The 19,798-nt window shown below is 59.2% G+C and carries 20 protein-coding genes; 10 read left to right on the plus strand and 10 right to left on the minus strand.

Translation table 11 applies throughout. The features are described 5' to 3' along the window. Positions 1-18: 18 nt before the first annotated feature. The 5 genes from GH663_RS09075 to ilvB form a co-directional block, all read right to left on the minus strand. A complete protein-coding gene (locus GH663_RS09075; RefSeq protein ID WP_153131323.1) occupies positions 19-1,560 on the minus strand; it encodes a 2-isopropylmalate synthase in 1,542 nt (513 codons plus the stop codon). A 16-nt stretch (positions 1,561-1,576) separates the two neighbouring features. Continuing rightward, entirely contained in the window at positions 1,577-2,329 is a 753-nt protein-coding gene (gene pssA / locus GH663_RS09080) for a CDP-diacylglycerol--serine O-phosphatidyltransferase (RefSeq protein WP_153131324.1), read from the minus strand. 145 nt (positions 2,330-2,474) lie between these two features. Then, positions 2,475-3,491, minus strand: a complete 1,017-nt coding sequence (ilvC, locus tag GH663_RS09085; protein WP_153131325.1) for a ketol-acid reductoisomerase — start codon at positions 3,489-3,491, stop codon at positions 2,475-2,477. A 24-nt stretch (positions 3,492-3,515) separates the two neighbouring features. Beyond that, a complete protein-coding gene (gene ilvN / locus GH663_RS09090) occupies positions 3,516-4,007 on the minus strand; it encodes an acetolactate synthase small subunit (protein ID WP_066880766.1) in 492 nt (163 codons plus the stop codon). 18 nt (positions 4,008-4,025) lie between these two features. Beyond that, the gene (ilvB, locus tag GH663_RS09095) at positions 4,026-5,726 is read right to left on the minus strand and encodes a biosynthetic-type acetolactate synthase large subunit (protein ID WP_153131326.1); all 1,701 of its coding nucleotides are present in this window, start codon (positions 5,724-5,726) and stop codon (positions 4,026-4,028) included. Positions 5,727-5,845: 119 nt separating this feature from the next. Here ilvB and GH663_RS09100 point away from each other — a divergent pair, with 119 nt between their 5' ends. Genes GH663_RS09100 through GH663_RS09115 form a run of 4 tightly spaced genes read left to right on the plus strand, consistent with a single transcriptional unit; the run spans position 5,846 to position 7,711 of the window. Beyond that, on the plus strand, positions 5,846-6,409 hold the full coding sequence (locus GH663_RS09100) for an RNA polymerase sigma factor (RefSeq protein ID WP_153131327.1): 564 nt from the start codon (positions 5,846-5,848) through the stop codon (positions 6,407-6,409). Beyond that, positions 6,406-6,789, plus strand: a complete 384-nt coding sequence (locus GH663_RS09105) for a DUF3619 family protein (RefSeq protein ID WP_153131328.1) — start codon at positions 6,406-6,408, stop codon at positions 6,787-6,789. The genes GH663_RS09100 and GH663_RS09105 overlap by 4 nt, the downstream gene beginning before the upstream one ends. After that, entirely contained in the window at positions 6,759-7,295 is a 537-nt protein-coding gene (locus GH663_RS09110) for a DUF3106 domain-containing protein (RefSeq protein ID WP_153131329.1), read from the plus strand. Before GH663_RS09105 ends, GH663_RS09110 begins: the two co-directional genes overlap by 31 nt. Continuing rightward, positions 7,295-7,711 carry an RDD family protein gene (locus tag GH663_RS09115; RefSeq protein ID WP_153131330.1) on the plus strand — a complete coding sequence of 139 codons (417 nt, stop codon included), beginning with the start codon at positions 7,295-7,297 and terminating at the stop codon, positions 7,709-7,711. Before GH663_RS09110 ends, GH663_RS09115 begins: the two co-directional genes overlap by 1 nt. Here the strand turns inward: GH663_RS09115 and lptG are convergent, their stop codons facing one another. Together lptG and lptF are read right to left on the minus strand one after the other, a co-directional pair. Continuing rightward, positions 7,712-8,797 (minus strand): LPS export ABC transporter permease LptG, encoded by a 1,086-nt coding sequence (lptG, locus tag GH663_RS09120; protein WP_153131331.1) that lies wholly within the window; start codon positions 8,795-8,797, stop codon positions 7,712-7,714. Continuing rightward, entirely contained in the window at positions 8,797-9,879 is a 1,083-nt protein-coding gene (gene lptF / locus GH663_RS09125; RefSeq protein ID WP_153131332.1) for an LPS export ABC transporter permease LptF, read from the minus strand. The genes lptG and lptF overlap by 1 nt, the downstream gene beginning before the upstream one ends. 71 nt (positions 9,880-9,950) lie before the next feature. Between lptF and GH663_RS09130 the strand changes: the two genes are divergently transcribed. The 5 genes from GH663_RS09130 to GH663_RS09150 all read left to right on the plus strand — a co-directional run bounded on the left by GH663_RS09130 (position 9,951) and on the right by GH663_RS09150 (position 15,648). Further along, positions 9,951-11,447 carry a leucyl aminopeptidase gene (locus GH663_RS09130; protein WP_153131333.1) on the plus strand — a complete coding sequence of 499 codons (1,497 nt, stop codon included), beginning with the start codon at positions 9,951-9,953 and terminating at the stop codon, positions 11,445-11,447. Continuing rightward, positions 11,444-11,866, plus strand: a complete 423-nt coding sequence (locus GH663_RS09135; protein WP_153131334.1) for a DNA polymerase III subunit chi — start codon at positions 11,444-11,446, stop codon at positions 11,864-11,866. Before GH663_RS09130 ends, GH663_RS09135 begins: the two co-directional genes overlap by 4 nt. 9 nt (positions 11,867-11,875) lie before the next feature. After that, positions 11,876-12,265 carry a hypothetical protein gene (locus tag GH663_RS09140; RefSeq protein ID WP_153131335.1) on the plus strand — a complete coding sequence of 130 codons (390 nt, stop codon included), beginning with the start codon at positions 11,876-11,878 and terminating at the stop codon, positions 12,263-12,265. A gap of 65 nt (positions 12,266-12,330) precedes the next feature. Continuing rightward, positions 12,331-15,156, plus strand: coding sequence for a valine--tRNA ligase (locus GH663_RS09145; RefSeq protein ID WP_153131336.1), 2,826 nt, complete (start codon positions 12,331-12,333; stop codon positions 15,154-15,156). A 12-nt stretch (positions 15,157-15,168) separates the two neighbouring features. Then, positions 15,169-15,648 (plus strand): hypothetical protein, encoded by a 480-nt coding sequence (locus tag GH663_RS09150; RefSeq protein ID WP_153131337.1) that lies wholly within the window; start codon positions 15,169-15,171, stop codon positions 15,646-15,648. A gap of 142 nt (positions 15,649-15,790) precedes the next feature. On the opposite strand, the gene pabB is transcribed toward GH663_RS09150, so the two are convergent. The 3 genes from pabB to GH663_RS09165 form a co-directional block, all read right to left on the minus strand. After that, positions 15,791-17,368 carry an aminodeoxychorismate synthase component I gene (gene pabB, locus GH663_RS09155; RefSeq protein WP_153131338.1) on the minus strand — a complete coding sequence of 526 codons (1,578 nt, stop codon included), beginning with the start codon at positions 17,366-17,368 and terminating at the stop codon, positions 15,791-15,793. A 158-nt stretch (positions 17,369-17,526) separates the two neighbouring features. Next, positions 17,527-17,754 carry a sulfurtransferase TusA family protein gene (locus tag GH663_RS09160; RefSeq protein WP_066880791.1) on the minus strand — a complete coding sequence of 76 codons (228 nt, stop codon included), beginning with the start codon at positions 17,752-17,754 and terminating at the stop codon, positions 17,527-17,529. Positions 17,755-17,792: 38 nt separating this feature from the next. After that, positions 17,793-19,241 (minus strand): M48 family metalloprotease, encoded by a 1,449-nt coding sequence (locus tag GH663_RS09165; protein WP_153131339.1) that lies wholly within the window; start codon positions 19,239-19,241, stop codon positions 17,793-17,795. A 65-nt stretch (positions 19,242-19,306) separates the two neighbouring features. On the opposite strand from GH663_RS09165, the gene moaC reads away from it, so the two are divergent. After that, the gene (gene moaC / locus GH663_RS09170) at positions 19,307-19,789 is read left to right on the plus strand and encodes a cyclic pyranopterin monophosphate synthase MoaC (protein WP_153131340.1); all 483 of its coding nucleotides are present in this window, start codon (positions 19,307-19,309) and stop codon (positions 19,787-19,789) included. Positions 19,790-19,798 lie beyond the last annotated feature (9 nt).

Raw genomic sequence — 19,798 nt, forward strand, 5'->3', positions numbered from 1 at the left:
AGCAGGGTAGCAGACGGATTAGACGTCGCCCTGCGCCTTCACCTTGTCGAGGCTGTAATACAGCTTGTTGAGCGCATTCAGGTATGAACGCGCCGAGGCAATAACGATATCGGTATCGGCACCATTGCCATTGACGATTCGCCCCTCCTTGCCCAGACGCGTGGTTACCTCACCCTGCGCATCTGTTCCGGTCGTGATCGCATTCACCGAATAGAGCAGCAACTCGGCGCCACAGCCAACAATGCTTTCAATTGCCTTGAACGTCGCATCAACTGGGCCACCGCCCGCCGCTTCGCCTTTTAGTTCAACGCCACCAACATTGAGAATCACTTTGGCGTGAGGCATTTCCCCAGTTTCTGAACAAACGTGCGAATAGACGAGTTTGTAATGGTCCTGCTCGGGTGTGACGACCTCGTCTGAGACCAGGGCGTGCAAATCCTCATCGAATATTTCGTGCTTGCGATCAGCCAGATCCTTGAAGCGGGCAAAAGCGGCATTCAACACCTCATCGCTTTCCAGTTCAATCCCCAACTCCAGCAAGCGGCTCTTGAAGGCATTGCGGCCGGAATGCTTGCCCAACACAAGCTTGTTCTGCGCCCAACCCACATCCTGGGCCCGCATGATTTCGTAAGTTTCGCGATGCTTGAGCACACCGTCCTGGTGAATACCCGACTCATGGGCAAAGGCATTGGCACCAACCACCGCCTTGTTCGGCTGCACCGGGTAACCGGTGATCTGCGACACCAGCTTGGAGGCCGGCACAATCTGTGTGGTATCAATACGCGTCTCGACCGGAAAGACATCGGCCCGCGTCCTTACCGCCATCACCACCTCTTCCAGCGAGGCATTACCGGCCCGCTCACCCAGACCATTGATGGTGCACTCGACCTGACGGGCTCCGGCCATCACCGCAGCCAGGGAATTGGCAACGGCCAAGCCCAGATCGTTATGGCAATGCACCGACCAAACCACCTTGTCCGAATTCGGGACACGCTCGATCAACTGACGCAGGGTTTCCGCGTATTGTGACGGAATGTTGTAGCCGACGGTATCGGGCACATTGATGGTGGTAGCCCCCGCCTTGATGACCGCTTCAAAGATGCGACAGAGGAAATCCAGCTCCGAACGCCCGGCGTCTTCCGCTGAAAACTCGACATCCGCCGTGTATTCACGTGCCCAGCCAATCGACCGGATTGCCTGCTCGACCACCTGATCCGGCGTCATGCGCAATTTCTTCTCCATGTGAATGGGAGAAGTTGCAATAAAGGTATGAATGCGCCCCGACTTGGCCGGCCGGATCGCCTCGCCAGCCCGCCGAATATCATTTTCGTTGGCACGCGCCAGGGAACAGATCGTGGAATCCTTGATGGCGTGCGAGATCGCTTGGATCGAATCAAAATCACCGGGGGAAGCTGCAGCAAATCCAGCCTCTATTACATCCACCCGCATCTTCTCAAGCTGACGAGCCACTCGGATCTTTTCCTCGCGGGTCATCGATGCGCCAGGGCTTTGCTCGCCATCGCGGAGCGTGGTATCGAAGATCACCAGATGTTGTTTCATGCTCTGCTCCAACATGTCATGCCACCTTGCGTTTGAACAACCCAATAGCCGCCAGCACATAGCCGGACAAACCATAAAGAACAAAGAAACCGAACAAGGTCATTTCCGGACTGATCGAAACCAGGGCAAACCCCAAGACAATAGCGGCAATCACAAAAAAGGGCACACTTTTGCGCAGATTGATGTCCTTGAAACTGTAATAGCGAATATTGGAAACCATGGTGATGCCGGCGACCAGGGTCAGCCCGCAGCCCAGCCAACGAACATCGCTGCCGGGCACGCCGGAAACGATCATTACCCAGACCAGCCCGGCCACCAAGGCCGCCGCCGCCGGCGATGGCAAGCCCTGGAAGAAACGCTTGTCCACCACTTCCAGCGTCGTATTGAAGCGGGCCAAACGCAAGGCCGCGCCGGCACAATAAATGAAGGCGGCGATCCAGCCCAGGCGCCCCATGTCGCGCAGCGCCCATTCGTACATGACCAAGGCCGGGGCCGCACCAAAACTCACCATGTCCGACAGTGAGTCATATTCCGCACCGAAGGCGGACTGGGTATGGGTCAGGCGGGCCACCCGGCCGTCCAGGCCATCAAGCACCATGGCGATGAAAATGGCCATCGCCGCCCGCTCAAAATCGCCCTGCATGGCCTGCACGATGGCAAAAAAACCGGCGAAGAGCGCCGCTGTGGTGAACAGGTTGGGCAGGACATAAATGCCGCGCCGCTTGAGTTCCGGATTAAACAGTGCTTTACGTGGCTTGAGTTCAGTCATCGATCACGACAATTTGGCCAGATGGGGCTTGCAAGGATACACCCTTGCCCGCATCAAATTCCAGAAACGACAAGGGCGGTGCGAGATTCCACACCGCCCGAGAGCGAAGGTAGGGCAAGGCTGCCCTACCTGGCACAGAGCAAACTTAGTTCTTGGTTTGGTCGACCAGCTTGTTCTTCTTGATCCAAGGCATCATGTCGCGCAGTTGGCCACCGACCGTTTCGATCGGGTGCACCGCGTTCAGACGACGACGAGCCGTCATCGAAGGATAGTTGGTACGGCCTTCCAGAATGAACATCTTGGCGTATTCACCGGTCTGGATGCGTTTCAGCGCATTGCGCATGGCGGCACGGGACTCTTCGTTGATGACTTCCGGGCCGGTCACGTACTCACCATACTCCGCGTTGTTGGAGATGGAGTAGTTCATGTTGGCGATGCCGCCTTCATACATCAGATCGACGATCAGCTTCAGTTCGTGCAGGCACTCAAAGTAGGCCATTTCCGGGGCGTAGCCAGCTTCGGTCAGGGTCTCGAAGCCCATCTTGACCAACTCGACGGCACCACCGCAGAGGACGGCCTGCTCGCCGAACAGGTCGGTTTCGGTTTCTTCGCGGAAGTTGGTTTCAATAACACCACCCTTGGTGCCGCCGTTGGCAGCAGCATAGGACAGTGCGATGTCCTTGGCCTTGCCGGACTTGTCCTGGTACACGGCGATCAGGGACGGCACGCCACCACCCTTCAGGTATTCGGAACGCACGGTATGGCCCGGGCCCTTCGGGGCGACCATGATGACATCCACGTCTTCACGCGGCACAACCTGGTTGTAATGGACGTTGAAGCCATGAGCGAAAGCCAGAGCGGCACCCTTCTTCAGGTTCGGAGCGACTTCTTCGTTGTACACCTGCGGAATATTTTCGTCCGGCAACAGGATCATGACGACGTCGGCACCCTTGACGGCCTTGGCGATCTCTTCAACCTTCAGGCCGGCTGCTTCAGCCTTCTTCCAGGAAGCACCATCCTTGCGCAGGCCGACGGTAACCTTGACGCCGGAATCCTTCAGATTCTGGGCGTGGGCATGGCCTTGCGAACCATAACCAACGATGGTGACCTTCTTGCCCTTAATCAGGGAGAGGTCGGCGTCCTTGTCGTAATAAACTTTCATGAAATCCTCTTTATGTACAGATAGTTAGACTTTGAGAATACGATCACCGCGACCGATGCCACAGACACCGGTACGGACGGTTTCGAGAATCAGGCCGGCATCGAGTGCGGCGATGAAGGAGTCGAGCTTCGAGCTTGCGCCGGTCAACTCGATCACATAGGTCGATTCCGTGACGTCGATGATGCGACCACGGAAAATATCGGCCATCCGCTTCATCTCTTCGCGGTCCTTGCCGGTAGCGCGAACCTTGATCAGCATCAGTTCGCGCTCGACGTGCGCAGCTTCGGAGAGATCGACCACCTTGACAACATCAACCAGCTTGTTGAGCTGCTTGGTGATCTGCTCAAGCACCTCGTCGGAGCCCCAGGTCAGGATGGTCATCCGGGACAACGAGGGATCTTCCGTCGGTGCCACGGTCAGCGATTCAATGTTATAGCCACGTGCCGAGAACAACCCGGCCACGCGGGACAGCGCACCTGATTCGTTTTCGATCAGGATGGAAATGATGTGTCGCATATTCTTTTCCTTCCCCGCTTACAGATCTTCAGCGAGGATCATTTCGGTCAGCCCCTTGCCGGCAGCGACCATCGGGAAGACATTGGCACCCGGGTCGATAATAAAGTCCATGAAGACCAGATCATTTTTGTGCTCGGTAAATGCCTTGCGCAAGGCCGGCTCGACATCTTCCGGCTTTTCGATCCGCATGCCGACGTGGCCATAAGACTCCGCCAGCTTGACGAAATCCGGGAGAGAAGTGACATAGGATTGCGAGTAGCGCTTGGAGTAGAACATCTCCTGCCACTGGCGCACCATGCCGAGCATGCCGTTATTCAGATTGATGATCTTGATCGGCAGACCATATTGCTTGCAGGTCGACAATTCCTGGATACACATCTGGATTGAGCCTTCGCCGGTCACACAGGCGACCTGTGCCTCCGGATTTGCCATCAGAACACCCATCCCGTAGGGCAGACCAACGCCCATGGTACCCAGACCACCGGAGTTGATCCAACGACGCGGCTTGTCGAACTTGTAGTATTGCGCCGCAAACATCTGATGCTGGCCGACATCAGAAGTGACAAAGGCATCACCGCCGGTCACTTCATAAAGCTTCTCGATGACGTACTGCGGCATGATGTGTTCAGCCTGCTTGTAACGCAGCGAGTCACGGCCACGCCACTCGTCAATCTGCCTCCACCAGTCAGCCACCTCCGGATCGGTTTTGAATCCAGCGTCCATCAGTTTGAGCAGTTCATCAAGCACGTCCGCGACATTGCCGACGATCGGCACATCGACCTTGACCCGCTTGGAAATCGAAGAGGGATCGATATCGATATGGATAACGCGGCGCTTCTCGCTACCGAAATGCTCCGGATTGCCGATCACGCGGTCGTCGAAACGGGCGCCGACAGCCAGGATCACGTCGGCGTAATGCATCGCGTTGTTTGCTTCGAAGGTGCCATGCATGCCGAGCATGCCGACGAATTGGCGGTCGGTTGCCGGATAGCCACCCAGCCCCATCAGCGTATTGGTGACCGGGAAGTTCAGCTTGTGGGCCAGTTCTGTAAGCTTCTGGGCTGCATCTGAGAGGATGACGCCGCCACCGGTATAGATGATCGGACGCTTGGCTTCCTGCAGCAGTTGCACGGCTTTCTTGATCTGCCCCAGATGCCCCTTGACCACCGGGTTATAGGAACGCATCTGGATGGTCTTCGGATAATCGAATTCGCAGAGCTGGGCGGTGATGTCCTTCGGGATATCAACCACAACCGGACCGGGCCGGCCGGTCGACGCGATATGGAAGGCCTTTTTGATCGTCACGGCCAGATCCTTGACGTCCTTGACCAGGAAATTGTGCTTAACGCACGGACGGGTAATCCCGACCGTGTCACATTCCTGGAAGGCATCCTGGCCGATGTACTGGGTCGGCACCTGGCCACACAGCACGACCATCGGAATGGAATCCATGTAGGCAGTGGCAATCCCGGTAACGGTATTCGTCACCCCGGGGCCGGAAGTCACCAGTGCGACACCGACGCGCTGCGAAGAGCGCGAGTAGGCATCAGCCGCGTGAACAGCAGCCTGCTCGTGGCGAACCAGAACGTGCTTGACCTCGTCCTGCTTGAAAAGTGCATCATAAATGTGCAAAACGGACCCACCCGGGTAACCGAACACACAATCGACCTTTTCTTCCTGCAGGCACCTGATTACAATTTCCGCACCGCTGATCATCATTCTTGAGCCCAAAAAAGCTGTTGCCTAAAAGGGCGTAACCTTAATCGACCACCTCTTTTCGGTCAAGGTTTGCTGCCACTCCCTTATCATGCTCAAGGCTTTTACTGGAAGAGACGACCCTGGCTTCACCCCAAGAACTATCGAGCTTTCTCGAATCCGTCGAACGTCGAGCATTCAAACAGGCCATGTTTGCGGTTCACGAAGAGGAGGCCGCGCTGGATATTGTTCAAGACAGCATGCTAAAACTCGCCGAAAAATACGGCGACCGCCCACCGGAAGAGTTTCCGATGCTCTTTCAACGCATCCTACAGAACACCATCCGGGACTACTATCGGCGCAGCAAGGTCCGCTCGATGTGGACCACCCTGCTCTCCGCTTTCTCCTCCGACGATGATGACGACTATGATCCACTGGAAACACTGGCGGCGGACGAAGACGACGCTGGCCCCAAAACCCCGGAAAGCAAGCTGCTACAGGCCCAAACGCTGAACATCATTGATGGCGAAATAAAAAAATTACCGACACGTCAACGCGAAGCCTTCCTCATGCGTTATTGGGAAGACATGGACGTAGCCGAGACCGCGGCTGCGATGGGCTGCTCAGAAGGCAGCGTAAAGACCCATTGTTCACGCGCCACGCACGCGTTAGCAGCCGCCCTGTCGGCAAAAGGTATAAAGCTATGAATGAAGAACGTTACGCCTACCGCGTTCGGCAAGCGCTGAATCACGGACTAAAAGACATTTCTCCAAGCACCTCGCGGCGCCTCGAAGCTGCCCGACACGTGGCGCTTTCAAAGCAAAAGCAGCTCGCACCAGGCTTGGTCGTTGCCGGACACGGTTCGATATCACTCCGCCTTGGGACCAGTGCCCCTTACATCAAACAGATACTCGCTATTCTGGCGTTGCTACTCGGGATGTGGATTTCTTTTTATTGGCACAGCACTCAGTACATCACTGAACTGGAAGAAGTCGATAGCGCCCTACTGACCGATGACATCCCCCCCGAAGCTTTCATGGATAACGATTTTCTCGAATGGCTAAAAGACGATTCATCGGAGGAGTAATCCTCGCCCTGACACTGGTCGCCCCCGCCATAGCCGAACCGCCCACCACGGTGGTTATTGGCACGCTGCCGCAACCTGGCTGGGAAGCACTCAGCCCCCCCCAGAAGTCCGTTCTAGCCCCCTTGGCCTCTGACTGGAACAGCATGGAGAATCTGCCACGCAAGAAATGGCTGGGGATTGCCGAGCGCTATCCGACCATGAAGCCCGATGAGCAGCGGCGCGTTCAGCAGCGCATGCGCGAATGGGCAAGCCTGACGCCGGAACAACGCAGCAAGGTGCGTGGCACCTATAAGGACTTCAACCAATTACCCCCGGAACAAAAGGCCGTTGTAAAGCAAAAATGGGAGGCCTATTCAAACCTGCCAGCGGACGAGAAACAACGTATTCGTGAAAGCGGAAAATCCGGGAAACTACTCCAAGCGCCCCCCGCCGAAGCGGCGCCCGCCACGGCTAGCCAGTCAGCCGATAGCTCAAGCGAAGCACCTGCAGAAATAGCAAAACCCTGATGCCAGAAAACACCCCGAACATCGGCCGCCGTCTGGCCTGCATGCTTTACGAAAGTTTAGTGGTCTTTGCCGTTCTGTTGATCGGCTTCTTGCTGCCGCAAATCCTGCTATCCGGCTTTGGCATGGTCATGGGCGCCAAGCTGCTTTGGGTGCATGTATTTCTGTTACTAATGCTGTATTTCGTCTGGTTCTGGCTGAATGGTGGGCAGACCTTACCAATGAAGACCTGGAAAATACGCCTGGTCGGCACCGATGATCGCGCCATCCGCCCGGGCCAAGCGCTGTTACGCTACCTTGCCGCCTGGCCGGGAGTGATCTTTTTCGGTTGCGGGATATTTTGGGCGCTGTTCGACAAGGAGGGGCAATTCTTGCACGACAGGATTGCCGGCACGAAAATCATTACGTCCAGCACCTGATTAACGCCGCTCGACCCACCATAGCATTCCGACAGCCGCCAACAGGAACAAGGCGGACGGTACGGTGGCGCTAGCAAATGGCGGCCAGGAATTGATGACCCCCAAGTTGGAAAACAAGCCGTTCAGCGCGTAAAAAAGAATACCCAGCATAACGCCGCCAAATATTTTCAAACTGACGCCACCGACCCGGTTGTGTGAGTAGCCAAACGGCAGAGCCAGCGCCACCATCACCAGCGCAGCCAACGGATAGATCAGTTTTTTCCAGATCGCAATTTCATAGCGCTCTGTTTTTTGGTGGTTATCAAGCAAATGCTGCGTGTAATTCAGCAAGCCGAACAATGACATGCGCTCCGGCGCCACCATCAAAACCGCCAGCAAATCAGGGTTGACCGCAGACTGCCACTCGGCAGTATCCATCCGTTCCACGCGCGACGTATCGCCCTCCAGCACCGTCCTGACCACACCTTTCAATAGCCAGCGCTCCGGCGGCTGAAATAAAGCCTCCTCGACATCAGTCACCGACTCCAGGGCATTGTCTGCGTCAAACTTGTAAATGCGCACACCATGCAGGCGCGCATCCGGCGTTGCCTTACGGATATTGATGAAGCTGCGCCCGTCCTTGACCCACAAACCACTATCGAATCCGCTCTGGGCGATGACCCGACTCAGCGCTTTGGCCCGAATTTCCTGCGCCATGCGCTCGGAAAACGGAACCAGCCCCTCTCCGACCACAAAGGTCAGCAAGGCGAGCAGACCTGCCACCCGAAACAAGGTCATCAGCAGGTCACGCGTCGCCAAACCGGACGCTCGCAGTACCGTAATCTCCGAATGACGAGCCAAGGTCGACAGGGCATACAAGGTACCGATCAGCGCAGCGATAGGGATCAACTCGTAGATCAAGCCGGGCAGACTAAGTGCCACAAAGACAACGGCATGCCCCAGTTGATAGCCATTCTTGCCGACACTACGCAACTCATTAATCAAGTCAAAAAAGCTGAACAGCGCCAGGAAAGCAGCGAGAACGAGAAAGACGGCAGCAAACGTTTCGCGCATCAAATAGCGCTGGTAGAGGTTGAGACGGAACATCAGGCCTGCCTCCGCTGCCAGGGCATACGCACGGCGATCCGCTTGTAGAAAAGCAGCAGCAGCGGCAACAGCATCAGTGCATGCACGGCCCAGACGCCAATCCAGAACGACAGCTTCCCTTGTGCCACCCATGCCTGGCTAACTGAAATCAGATTGCTGTAAATGGCGTAAATCAGGATCGCGATCAACATATTGGCCGAACGTCCGGCCCGTGGATTGACAAAAGACAGCGGAATGGCGAGAAAAGCCAGGATGAGCGCCGAAACCGGCATCCCGATACGCCACAGCAACTCACCCCGGGCCTGCGGACTATCTTCCAGAATCAATTCGTTAATTGGCAGACGATTCGGCGAACGCTCTGCCGGCCTGGCCTCGGCATCCTCGGTACGCACCCGGTAACGCTCAAATTCCATCACCTTGAACTCTGGCGTACCGGGCTCCACCTCGTAGCGCCGGCCATGCTCAAGCACCACGAAACGGTCACCATTCTCGGCAAACTCCTGATACCCGGAATTGGACATCACGACCCCGAGCTTTCCCTCCTGGACCGAAGCCACAAAGACATTGCCGACCTGGCTGGCATCTTCAGCCAGCGCCTCGACAAAGAAGACCCGCTCGCCCTTCTTGGCTTCCCGAAAGGTTCCCGGCGAGACCTGCGAAACATCGCTGCGGGCCGAGAGTTTTTGTCGATACTCGGCGGTGTTGTAATTGGCCCAAGGCGACAAAAAGCCGGCCAGCACCGCAATGGCAAAAACGATCGGCAGCGAAAACCGGAGCACGGGGCGCATCCAGGCCGTCAGTGGCTGACCGCAGGAGAACCAGACAACCATCTCCGAGTCACGATAGGCGCGCGACAAACTGAGCAGAATTGCCACGAAAAGCGTCAACGACAGCAGAATGGGCATGAAATTCAAAGCCGCAAAGCCGAGCAGTGACGCCACCGCTTCAGGCGCGACGCGACCGCCCGCAGCATCTTTCAGCAGTCGGATCAACTGGGTAGAGGTCAGGATAGCCAGCAGGGCAACACTAATGCCGGCGGCTGCCTGAGCGAATTCGCGCCGGGCGGCGCGCTCGAATATCATGCTTTGACGAAACCGAAAAAATGCGAGGATAATCCCTCAAATACTGATATTTCCTTGATCAGGAGCAGCCTGTGGAATTTAGCATAAAAAGCGGTAGCCCGGAAAAGCAGCGTAGCGCCTGCGTGGTCGCTGGGGTTTTCGATTCGCGGAAGCTAACCCTGCCAGCGGAATTGCTCGACAAGGCAGCAAATGGCTATATTTCCGACATCATTCGGCGCGGCGACATGGAAGGCAAGGCAGGCACCACGCTGCTGCTGCACAATGTCCCTGGCACATTATGCGACCGCGTTCTGCTGGTTGGCCTGGGCAAGGAAAAGGATTTCCGCGAAAAGGAATTCGGCAATGCCGTCCGCACCGCGGTCAAGACGCTGAATGAAACCGGCGCCTTCGACGCCTCCATCTTCCTGACCGAACTCGCCGTCAAGAAGCGCAGCGTCGCCTGGCGAGTTCGCCAGACGGCGATTGCCGCCCTGGACGCAACCTACAAGTTTGACCAGTTCAAGAGCAAGAAGGACGAAGTCCGCCGCCCGCTGCGCAAACTGACCCTGGGCGTTGAACGCCGCAACGAGTTAGGGCTGGCCGAAGAGGCGCTAAGCCAGGGGATCGCCATTGCCGAAGGCATGGCGCTGGCCAAGACGCTCGGCAACCTGCCGCCGAATATCTGCCACCCGAGCTATCTCGCCGAGCAGGCGCAGGCGATGGCGGTCGAATTCGGGCTCGGCTGCGAGATTCTCGAACGGGCCGACATGGAACAACTGGGCATGCATTCGCTGCTCGCCGTCGCGCGTGGCTCGCACCAACCGCCCAAGCTGATCGTACTCAGCTACCAGGGCGCCAAGGCCGGTGACAAACCGATTGTCCTGGTTGGCAAGGGCGTGACCTTCGACACCGGCGGCATTTCGCTGAAGCCCTCGGCCGAGATGGACGAGATGAAATACGACATGTGCGGCGCCGCCAGCGTGCTCGGCACCATTCAGGCCATCGCCCGCATGGCGCTGCCGATCAACCTGACCGTGGTCGTCCCGGCCACCGAGAACATGCCGGGCGGCAGCGCCAGCCGGCCGGGCGACATCGTCACCTCGATGTCCGGCCAGACCATCGAGATTCTCAATACCGACGCCGAAGGTCGCCTGATCCTCTGCGACGCACTGACCTATGCCGAGCGCTTCGAGCCGGATACCGTCATCGACGTGGCGACGCTAACCGGCGCCTGCGTCGTCGCATTGGGCAATATCGCCACCGGCCTCTTCGCCAACAAGGATGCCCTTGCCCGCGAACTGCTGGACGCCGGCGACGAAGCGCACGATCGCGCCTGGCACATGCCGCTGTGGGAGGACTACCAGGAACTGCTGAAAAGCCCGTTTGCCGACATGGGTAACATCGGCGGCCGCTGGGGGGGCTCGATTACCGCCGCCTGCTTCCTGTCGCGCTTTACCAAGAAATTCGAGTGGGCTCACCTCGACATCGCCGGCACCGCCTGGAAATCCGGGGCCGACAAGGGTGCTACCGGGCGTCCGGTGCCGCTGCTCACCCATTACCTGCTGCAACGCGCCGGCAAGCTCAATTGACCCAGGTTTTCTTCTACCACGGCGCATCGGACCGCATCGCCGCAGCCTGCGCCTTGCTCGGCGGGGCTTACGCCAAAGGCAAGGCGATGCTGGTTTACGCCCCCGAAAAAGAGGTCGCCAGCAGTGTCGACCGCATGCTTTGGACGCACCCCGCCCTCAGTTTCGTGCCGCACTGCCCGGCCGACTCGCCGCTGGCCGCCGAAACACCGATCCTGATCACCGACACGCTGGAATCGGTAGCACAGGACGAACGCCTGATGAATCTCAGCCGTGAGATCCCGCCGGGCTTCTCCCGCTTCCAGAACCTGATCGAGGTCGTTGGCCAGGAGGAAGCCGACCGCAGCGCCGCCCGCGAACGCGTCAAGTTCTACAAGGATCGCGGTTATGAGGTGCGTTATTTCGACCTCAGCGATCGCTAGGAAACGCCGGTGCCCAGCCCCATCCTCGCCCGAGCCGATGCCTTGATGCAGCGCCGCCGCCAAGGCGGTGGCGAACTCGATGAAATCCCCGTTCTCACCGATACGGTGGATAACGATGATGACATTCCGGTGCTGCTTGATGCCGAAATACCGACCCCCGTCGTCGAACCGGATGCCGAACCCGACACCGAAATCGTGCCGGAACCAATCAACGATATCGCCGAAGAAACGCTCCCGCTGCCGGCATTCGACGCCGCCTTGCGTGATGCCCTGGCCCACGAACTGGCGCGTCGCGTCGAACAGCGCCTGGTGGCCGAACTGCCGCGCCTCATCGAATCGACCCTGCGCGACTTCCTGGCCGAGCAGGCAATGATCGACACGCTGCAACCGCCCAACTGAGATCGCGGCGAAGCCGGGGCTACGCTCCGGTATAATTTTGGGTTTTCCCCTTTTCCGACAAGCCCATGGAACTCGCCAAAGCCTTTGAACCAGCCGATATCGAACGCCGCTGGTACCCCGAGTGGGAAGCCCAAAATTACTTCGCTGCCGGCGTCGACCGCAGCAAATCCGATAATTTCTGCATCCTGCTGCCACCGCCCAACGTCACCGGCACGCTGCACATGGGCCACGGCTTCAACCAGACGATCATGGACGCGCTCACCCGTTACTACCGGATGCGCGGCCACAACACGCTGTGGCAACCGGGCACCGACCACGCCGGCATCGCAACGCAGATCGTCGTCGAGCGCCAACTCGACGCGCAAGGGATCTCACGCCACGATCTCGGCCGCGAGAAGTTCCTGGAAAAGGTCTGGGAATGGAAGGAATACTCCGGCGGCACGATTACCCGCCAGATGCGCCGGATGGGCACCAGCCCGGACTGGAAGCGCGAACGCTTCACGATGGATGCAGGCCTCAACAAAGTCGTCACCGAGACTTTCGTCCGCCTGTTCAACGAAGGTCTGATCTACCGCGGCAAGCGCCTGGTGAACTGGGACCCGAAACTGAATACTGCCGTTTCCGACCTCGAAGTCGTGCAGGAAGAAGAAGACGGCTTCATGTGGCACATCCGCTACCCGCTGGCCGATGGCAGCGGTAGCCTGGTCGTCGCTACGACGCGGCCGGAAACCATGCTGGGCGACACCGCCGTCATGGTTCACCCGGAAGACGAGCGCTACAAGCACATGATTGGCAAGATGGTGAAGCTGCCGCTAACCGAACGCGAAATCCCGATCATCGCCGACAGCTACGTCGATCTCGAATTCGGCACCGGCTGCGTCAAGGTTACGCCGGCCCACGATTTCAATGACTACGCCGTCGGCCAGCGCCACGGCCTGCCGCTGATTTCGATCCTGACGCTCGACGCCAAGATCAACGACAACGCCCCGGAAAAATATCGCGGTCTCGACCGCTTCGACGCCCGCAAGGCCGTCGTCGCCGACCTCGAAGCCCTCGGCATCCTGGAAAAGACTGACAAGCACAAGCTCAAGGTGCCACGCGGCGACCGGACCAATGTCGTCATCGAGCCGATGCTGACCGACCAGTGGTTCGTCGCCATGTCGAAGCCGGGCGAGGACGGCAAGTCGATCACCGAGAAGGCGCTCGACGTCGTCCATTCCGGCGAGATCAAGTTCTATCCGGAAAACTGGGTCAATACCTACAACCAGTGGCTGAACAACATCCAGGACTGGTGTATTTCCCGCCAGCTGTGGTGGGGCCACCAGATTCCGGCCTGGTACGGCGACAACGGGCAGATTTTCGTCGCTCACAGCGAAGAAGAAGCCCAGACGGCAGCCGCCAAGCAGGGCTATAGCGGCCCGCTCAAGCGTGACGACGACGTTCTCGACACCTGGTTCTCCTCCGCCCTGTGGCCGTTCTCGACCCTGGACTGGACCGGTGACGAAGCGATTGACGCGGCCAACCCGCTGTTGCAGCAATATTTGCCGTCATCGGTGCTGGTCACCGGCTTCGACATCATCTTCTTCTGGGTCGCCCGCATGGTCATGATGACCAAGCAGATCACCGGCCAGATCCCGTTCAAGCACGTTTATGTGCACGGTCTGATCCGCGATGGCGAAGGCCAGAAGATGTCGAAATCGAAGGGCAACGTGCTCGACCCGATCGACCTGATCGACGGCATCGGCCTGGAGGCGCTGATCGAAAAGCGCACCACCGGCCTGATGAACCCGAAGCAGGCGGAAAGCATCGCCAAGAAGACCAAGAAGGAATTCCCGGAAGGCATCGCCTCCTTCGGTACCGATGCGCTGCGCTTCACTTTCGCCAGTCTCGCCAGCCCCGGCCGCGACATCAAGTTCGACCTCGGCCGCTGCGACGGCTACCGCAATTTCTGCAACAAGCTGTGGAACGCCACCCGCTTCGTGCTGATGAATGTCGAAGGCCACGATCTGGCGCTGGAACACCAGCAAGGCGGTCCGGCCTGCGGCGGCTCCGCCCCGCTCGAGTTCTCCTTCGCCGACCGCTGGATCGTCAGCCAGCTGCAACGTGTCGAGCAGGAAGTCGAGCGCCACTTCACCGACTACCGTTTCGACCTGATCGCCCAGACCATCTACAAGTTCGTCTGGGACGAGTTCTGCGACTGGTACCTGGAAATCGCCAAGGTCGAGATCCAGACCGGCAACGACGCCCAGCAGCGCGGCGCCCGCCGGACCCTGGTGCGCACGCTGGAAGCCGTGCTGCGTCTGGCCCATCCACTGATTCCGTTCATCACCGAAGAGCTGTGGCAGACCGTCGCCCCGATCGCCGGCCGCAAGACGCACGACTCGATCATGCTCGCCGCCTACCCGCGCGCCGAGGAATTCAAGATCGACCCGGCTTCGGAAGCCAAGGTCGAACGCCTGAAAGCCCTGGCCTACGCCACGCGCAACCTGCGCGGCGAAATGAACGTCTCGCCCGCCCTGCGCATGCCGCTGCTGGTCGCCGGTGGCGGCGCCGAAATTGGCGAGTTCGCCGCCATCCTGCAAGCTCTGGGTAAGCTGTCCGAGGTACAAATCGTTGACGACATGCCGGCCGATGCCATGGCCCCGGTCGCCGTGGTCGGCGAAACCCGCCTGATGCTGAAGGTGGAGATCGACGTCGCGGCTGAAAAGATTCGTCTGGCCAAGGAAATCGAAAAGCTGGAAAAGCAGATTTCGATCGCCCAAGGCAAGCTCAGCAACGAAGGTTTCGTCGCCCGCGCCCCGGCCGCCGTGATCGATCAGGAAAAGCAGCGGGTCGCCGATTTCACGGCGACGCTGGAACAACTCAAGCCCCAGTTGGCAAAACTGGGCTAACCAAGGAAAAGCATGACCCAAGACAAACGCGGTTTTTTCGCTCAGGTATTTCTTGCCATGATGATTTTCTGCGGCCTAGTCTGGATCTGGACCGTCGCCTTCATCGTCGCCTGGCCGTGGGACAAGAGCGATATCTGGAAGCCGGAATTCCGCGTGGTCGCCGTCTGCGAAAAGGATGAAACCTGTGGCGTTGCCTACGGCGAGTTGGCCGCAGCCCGGACCAATGGGTTGCTCAAGACCCTGAACCTTCCGGACAATGCCGGCGACGTGATGGAAAAGGACGGCTGGCTGCAGTGGAAGAAGATCGACGGCGGCCTGATCGAGGCCAAGGCTTCGTCCTGGCACTTCCAGACCATCATTCGCTACAAGGTGGAAGACGAGCAGCCGATTCTCGTCGAATACCAGGACGTCAACGTCAAGGCCTTCTATTTCGGCATTGCCGCGGCGCTGTTCTCCCTGTTCGGCATCTACCTGCGCAAGTTCCGCCGCTAACAGACAAATCAGGCCGCCCGGCATCCGGACGATGCCGAGCGGCCTGTTTTTTTTTCGGAAAACCCTGCTTTACCGCCTGAATTGACCACCCCCTGCGGTCGACCGCCAAAAACAGGCAATTTTCAAGGCGCCAGACGGTGCCTCAGATCAGGCGCACCGGGATCAAGCCGCGCAAGGCATTGCCCAGCCAGAAACCGGCCGCCAGATCTTCGGCCACCAGTACCGCCTCCTGCGCCTGACCGCTGGCCAGCAGTTCGGCCCGCAAGACCCCCGGCAGTGCGCCACTGGATAATGGTGGCGTCAGCCAGACGCCATCGCGTTCGACGAACACATTGCTGCGCGCCCCCTCGGCCACCTCGCCCCGCTCGTTGAGAAAGACCAGATCGAACACCGGATCGTCCGCCGGCAAGTCGCGCAATGCCGCATCGTAGAGCTCGCGGGCGGTCGTCTTGTGGCGGCGCAGCGGGTCGCTGGCCGCTATCCTTTGTGGCGCCAGCCGAGCCAGACGTTGAGCCGCCGGCGCCTCGGCCAGCGGGAAGGACTGCACCGCCAACTGGCCAGCCTTATCCAGCGTCAGCCGGACGCGCCAGGTGCCTGCGCTCGGTTGGCTGGCCAAGACCTCATGCAACAGGGCTTCATCCAGCGGAAAACCGAACCAGGCCGCCGAACGGCGCAAGCGGGCCAGATGGCCGGCCAGCCGGGGGTAAGCGCCGTTTTCCCGGCGCAGGGTTTCAATCAGCTGCAGACCGGGATCGCAATTGCGCAGGAAATCCGCCTTCAGCAGGCATTCGCGCCATTCCGCCTCCGGTACCGAGTCGGCCACCACGCCGCTGCCGATCCCCAGCTTGCCGCTACCATCCGCCGCCAATTCCAGGGTGCGGATCGCCACATTCAGCCGAAAATCGCCATTCGGCGCCCGCCAGCCGAGTCCGCCGGTGTACAGGCCGCGCGCAGAGTTTTCCAGTTCGGCGGCGATCTGCGTTGCCCGTATCTTGGGCGCCCCGGTAATCGACCCACAGGGAAACAGGGCGTGGAGAATCTCGCCAAAACTGCGCCCGGCGACTGTCGCCGAGACCTCGGAAACCATCTGCCAGACGCTGGGATAGGCTTCGATCTCGAACAGTCGGTCCACCTTGACGCTGCCGTGGCTCGCTACCCGCCCGAGGTCGTTACGCAGAAGGTCGACAATCATCAGATTCTCGGCCCGGTCCTTGCTCGAGGTGCGCAGCACTTCGGCCGGCACGCTGCGCGGCGCGGTGCCCTTCATCGGCCGGGTCTGCAAGCGGTCGCCAACCCGCTCAAGGAATAGCTCGGGCGATAAGGAAACGATGCCCTGCCGCGCATCACCGACGAAACCGCCGTAGCGCACCGGTTGCCGCTCGCGCAGGCGGGAATAAAGGGCCAGCGGCGAACCGAACCACTCGAAATGCAAAGGAAAGGTGAAATTGACCTGATAGCAGTCGCCATCGGAAATCAGCGTTTTGATGCGGTTGACCGCAGCAATGTAGTCATTTTCACCGAGCGTCGGCTGCAGAGCACCGACCCCGGCCGGACGGTCGGCAATCTGATTGGCCAGCCATTGATCGGCCTCGGTCTGGCTCAGTCGCCGGCAATCGGCAAAGCGCCAGACCCGGGCCAGCGGACGCTCCGGCCCAGGCACCCAATCCGGTGGCGCCGTTTTCGGCTCCAGTACATAGCCCAGTTCGTAATCGAGTGCCATCACCGACCATCCGGGCTCTGCGTCGAGGCGGGCCAACAGTTGGCCGAGCGATGCCGCGTCATGGGCGGTCAGACAATCGATCAGGCCATCGAAGCACCAAGCGGCAGGTTCGCCAGGAGGCGCCCGCCGGTCTTCAAGGAATGCGAAAAACGGGAGAGTTATTTGCGCTTGAGGAAAAACTCGAAGACGCGATTTTCCTCTTTCTGCTCGACCAGTTCGTTACCGGTCTGCTTGGCAAACGCTGGAAAATCCTTCAGCGACCCCGGGTCGGTCGCCAGGACGCGCAGGATCTGGCCGGTTTCCATCTCGGCCAGCGCCTTCTTGGTCCGCAGGATGGGCAACGGGCAATTCAGCCCCTGTACGTCGAGATCGCGATCAAAGTCCATGGTCGATAGGCCAGTTGGTGAGGACAGCGATTTTAACCCTAATTGCGCTTTTCCTTGATTTCCTCAAGCTGGCGCTTTTTCATCTCGCGCAGCCGGGCGTCGATCACCGACTGCTCGTAAAAATTCGCGTCACCCGCCTGCTGGGCCAGTTGCAATTGCTCGATGGCCCCCGCCGTCTGCCCCTGCAGCGCAAAGACCTCGGCCAGCGCCTGATGCTGCTGCGCACGCCGGCCCAGCCCGGCATAACTTTCGGCCCGCATCTTGTGCAAGCGCACATCGTCCGGGTAGCTCTGCAATTGTTGTTCGCTAAAGCGCAGCGCTTCGTCGAAGTGCCGACTGTTGATCAACGCGCTGCCGTAACCGTAAATCAAGGCCATGTTGAGCGGAAAGCGAACCATTGCGTCACGATAGATTGCCAGGCCGCCGGCGACATCGCCTTGCCCCAGACGCGCCTCGGCCAACAGGCGATCCAGCATGGCGGCCGAAATTTTCAACTGGCGCGCTGCCAGGATTTCCCGCTCCGCCCCCGCCCAGTCGCGTGAGCGAAGCAACGCATAGGCATAACCATAGTGGGCCGCCGCTGCAGAGCCGTACTTTTTCTCGCTGAGCAAGGTCAAGAAATCCTTGACCGCCTCGGCCGGTACCCCTTGCATCGCCCGCAGCTTGGCCCGGACCAGCAGGAATTCGTTGCTATCCCTGACCTGCCGGTAAGGCAGCGACTGTTCCCGGTTCTGCATATCGGTCAGTCGCTCGCCGGTCAGGGGATGGGTGCGCAGATAAGCCGTTGCGTTGTTTTCGTAGAGACGTACGGCTTTTTGCAGACGCAGGAAGAAGGCCGACATGCCGCGCACATCAAAACCTGACTTGCGCATGATCTCGAAGCCGAAACGGTCGGATTCCCGTTCGAAGTCGCGGGAAAATGCCAGTTGGTTGGAAATCGCCCCTGCCTGCGTCGTTGCGATCGCCGCCCCCGCCAGTTGGCCGTTCGAGCGGGCGGCCAGCAAGGCCAGCGCCATCGCCACCATCGCAGCAATACTCACTTGTTTTGACTGGAAAACCTGGCGTGCAATATGGCGCTGCGTAACATGCGAAATTTCATGGGAGAGCACGCCCGCCAGCTCCGATTCGCTCTCGGCCGACAAAATCAAGCCGGTATGGACTCCGATATAACCGCCGGGCATGGCAAAGGCATTGATGCTCCGATCATTGACGGCAAAGAAGGTGAAGCCCATGCCCGGATCGTTGCTGACCGCAGCCAGGCGTCCGCCCAGTTGGTTCAGGTAAGCCTCGACATCGGGATCATCGAGATAGGCCGTATCGCGCCAGCGGATTTCATGCATGATCTGCTGGCCAATTTTCTTCTCGGTACTCAACGACAAGGCATTACTGGCAACATCACCCAACTCCGGTAGATCATCGGCGCACAAGGGCTGGGCGGCCAGCGCCAGGGCAAGCAATCCGGTGATGAAACGTTGGGCAAGATGCATGGTGCTATGATAGCGCAGCCTGATTGCGCCCCTTCCTGGTGCAGCGTAACCCTCTGTAATTTCCCGTGACGAACCAAACCCTCACCCACTTTGACAGCACCGGCCAGGCTCATATGGTCGACGTCGGCCACAAGGCTGAAACAGCTCGTGTCGCCCGCGCCGCCGGCAGCATTTTCATGCAACCTGCGACCTTGGCGCTGATCCGTTCCGGCTCCGCCAAGAAAGGCGACGTCATCGGCATTGCCCGCATCGCCGCCATTCAGGCCTCGAAACGCACCGGCGAACTGATTCCGCTCTGCCACCCGATCGCCCTGACCCGCGTTGCCGCCGACTTCGTCATCGACGAAGCGCAAAACGCCGTGCATTGCGAAGTCACCGCCGAATGCTTCGGCAAGACCGGTGTCGAAATGGAAGCACTGACCGCCCTCTCGGTCGGCCTGCTCACCATTTATGACATGGCCAAGGCCGTCGACCGCGGCATGCGCATCGACAACATCCGCCTGCTGGAAAAATCCGGCGGCAAATCCGGCCACTGGCTTGCCGAATAACATTACGCC

Origin of the sequence: Dechloromonas hortensis (assembly GCF_009469765.1) — a bacterium.
Classification (GTDB): Bacteria; Pseudomonadota; Gammaproteobacteria; order Burkholderiales; family Rhodocyclaceae; genus Azonexus; species Azonexus hortensis.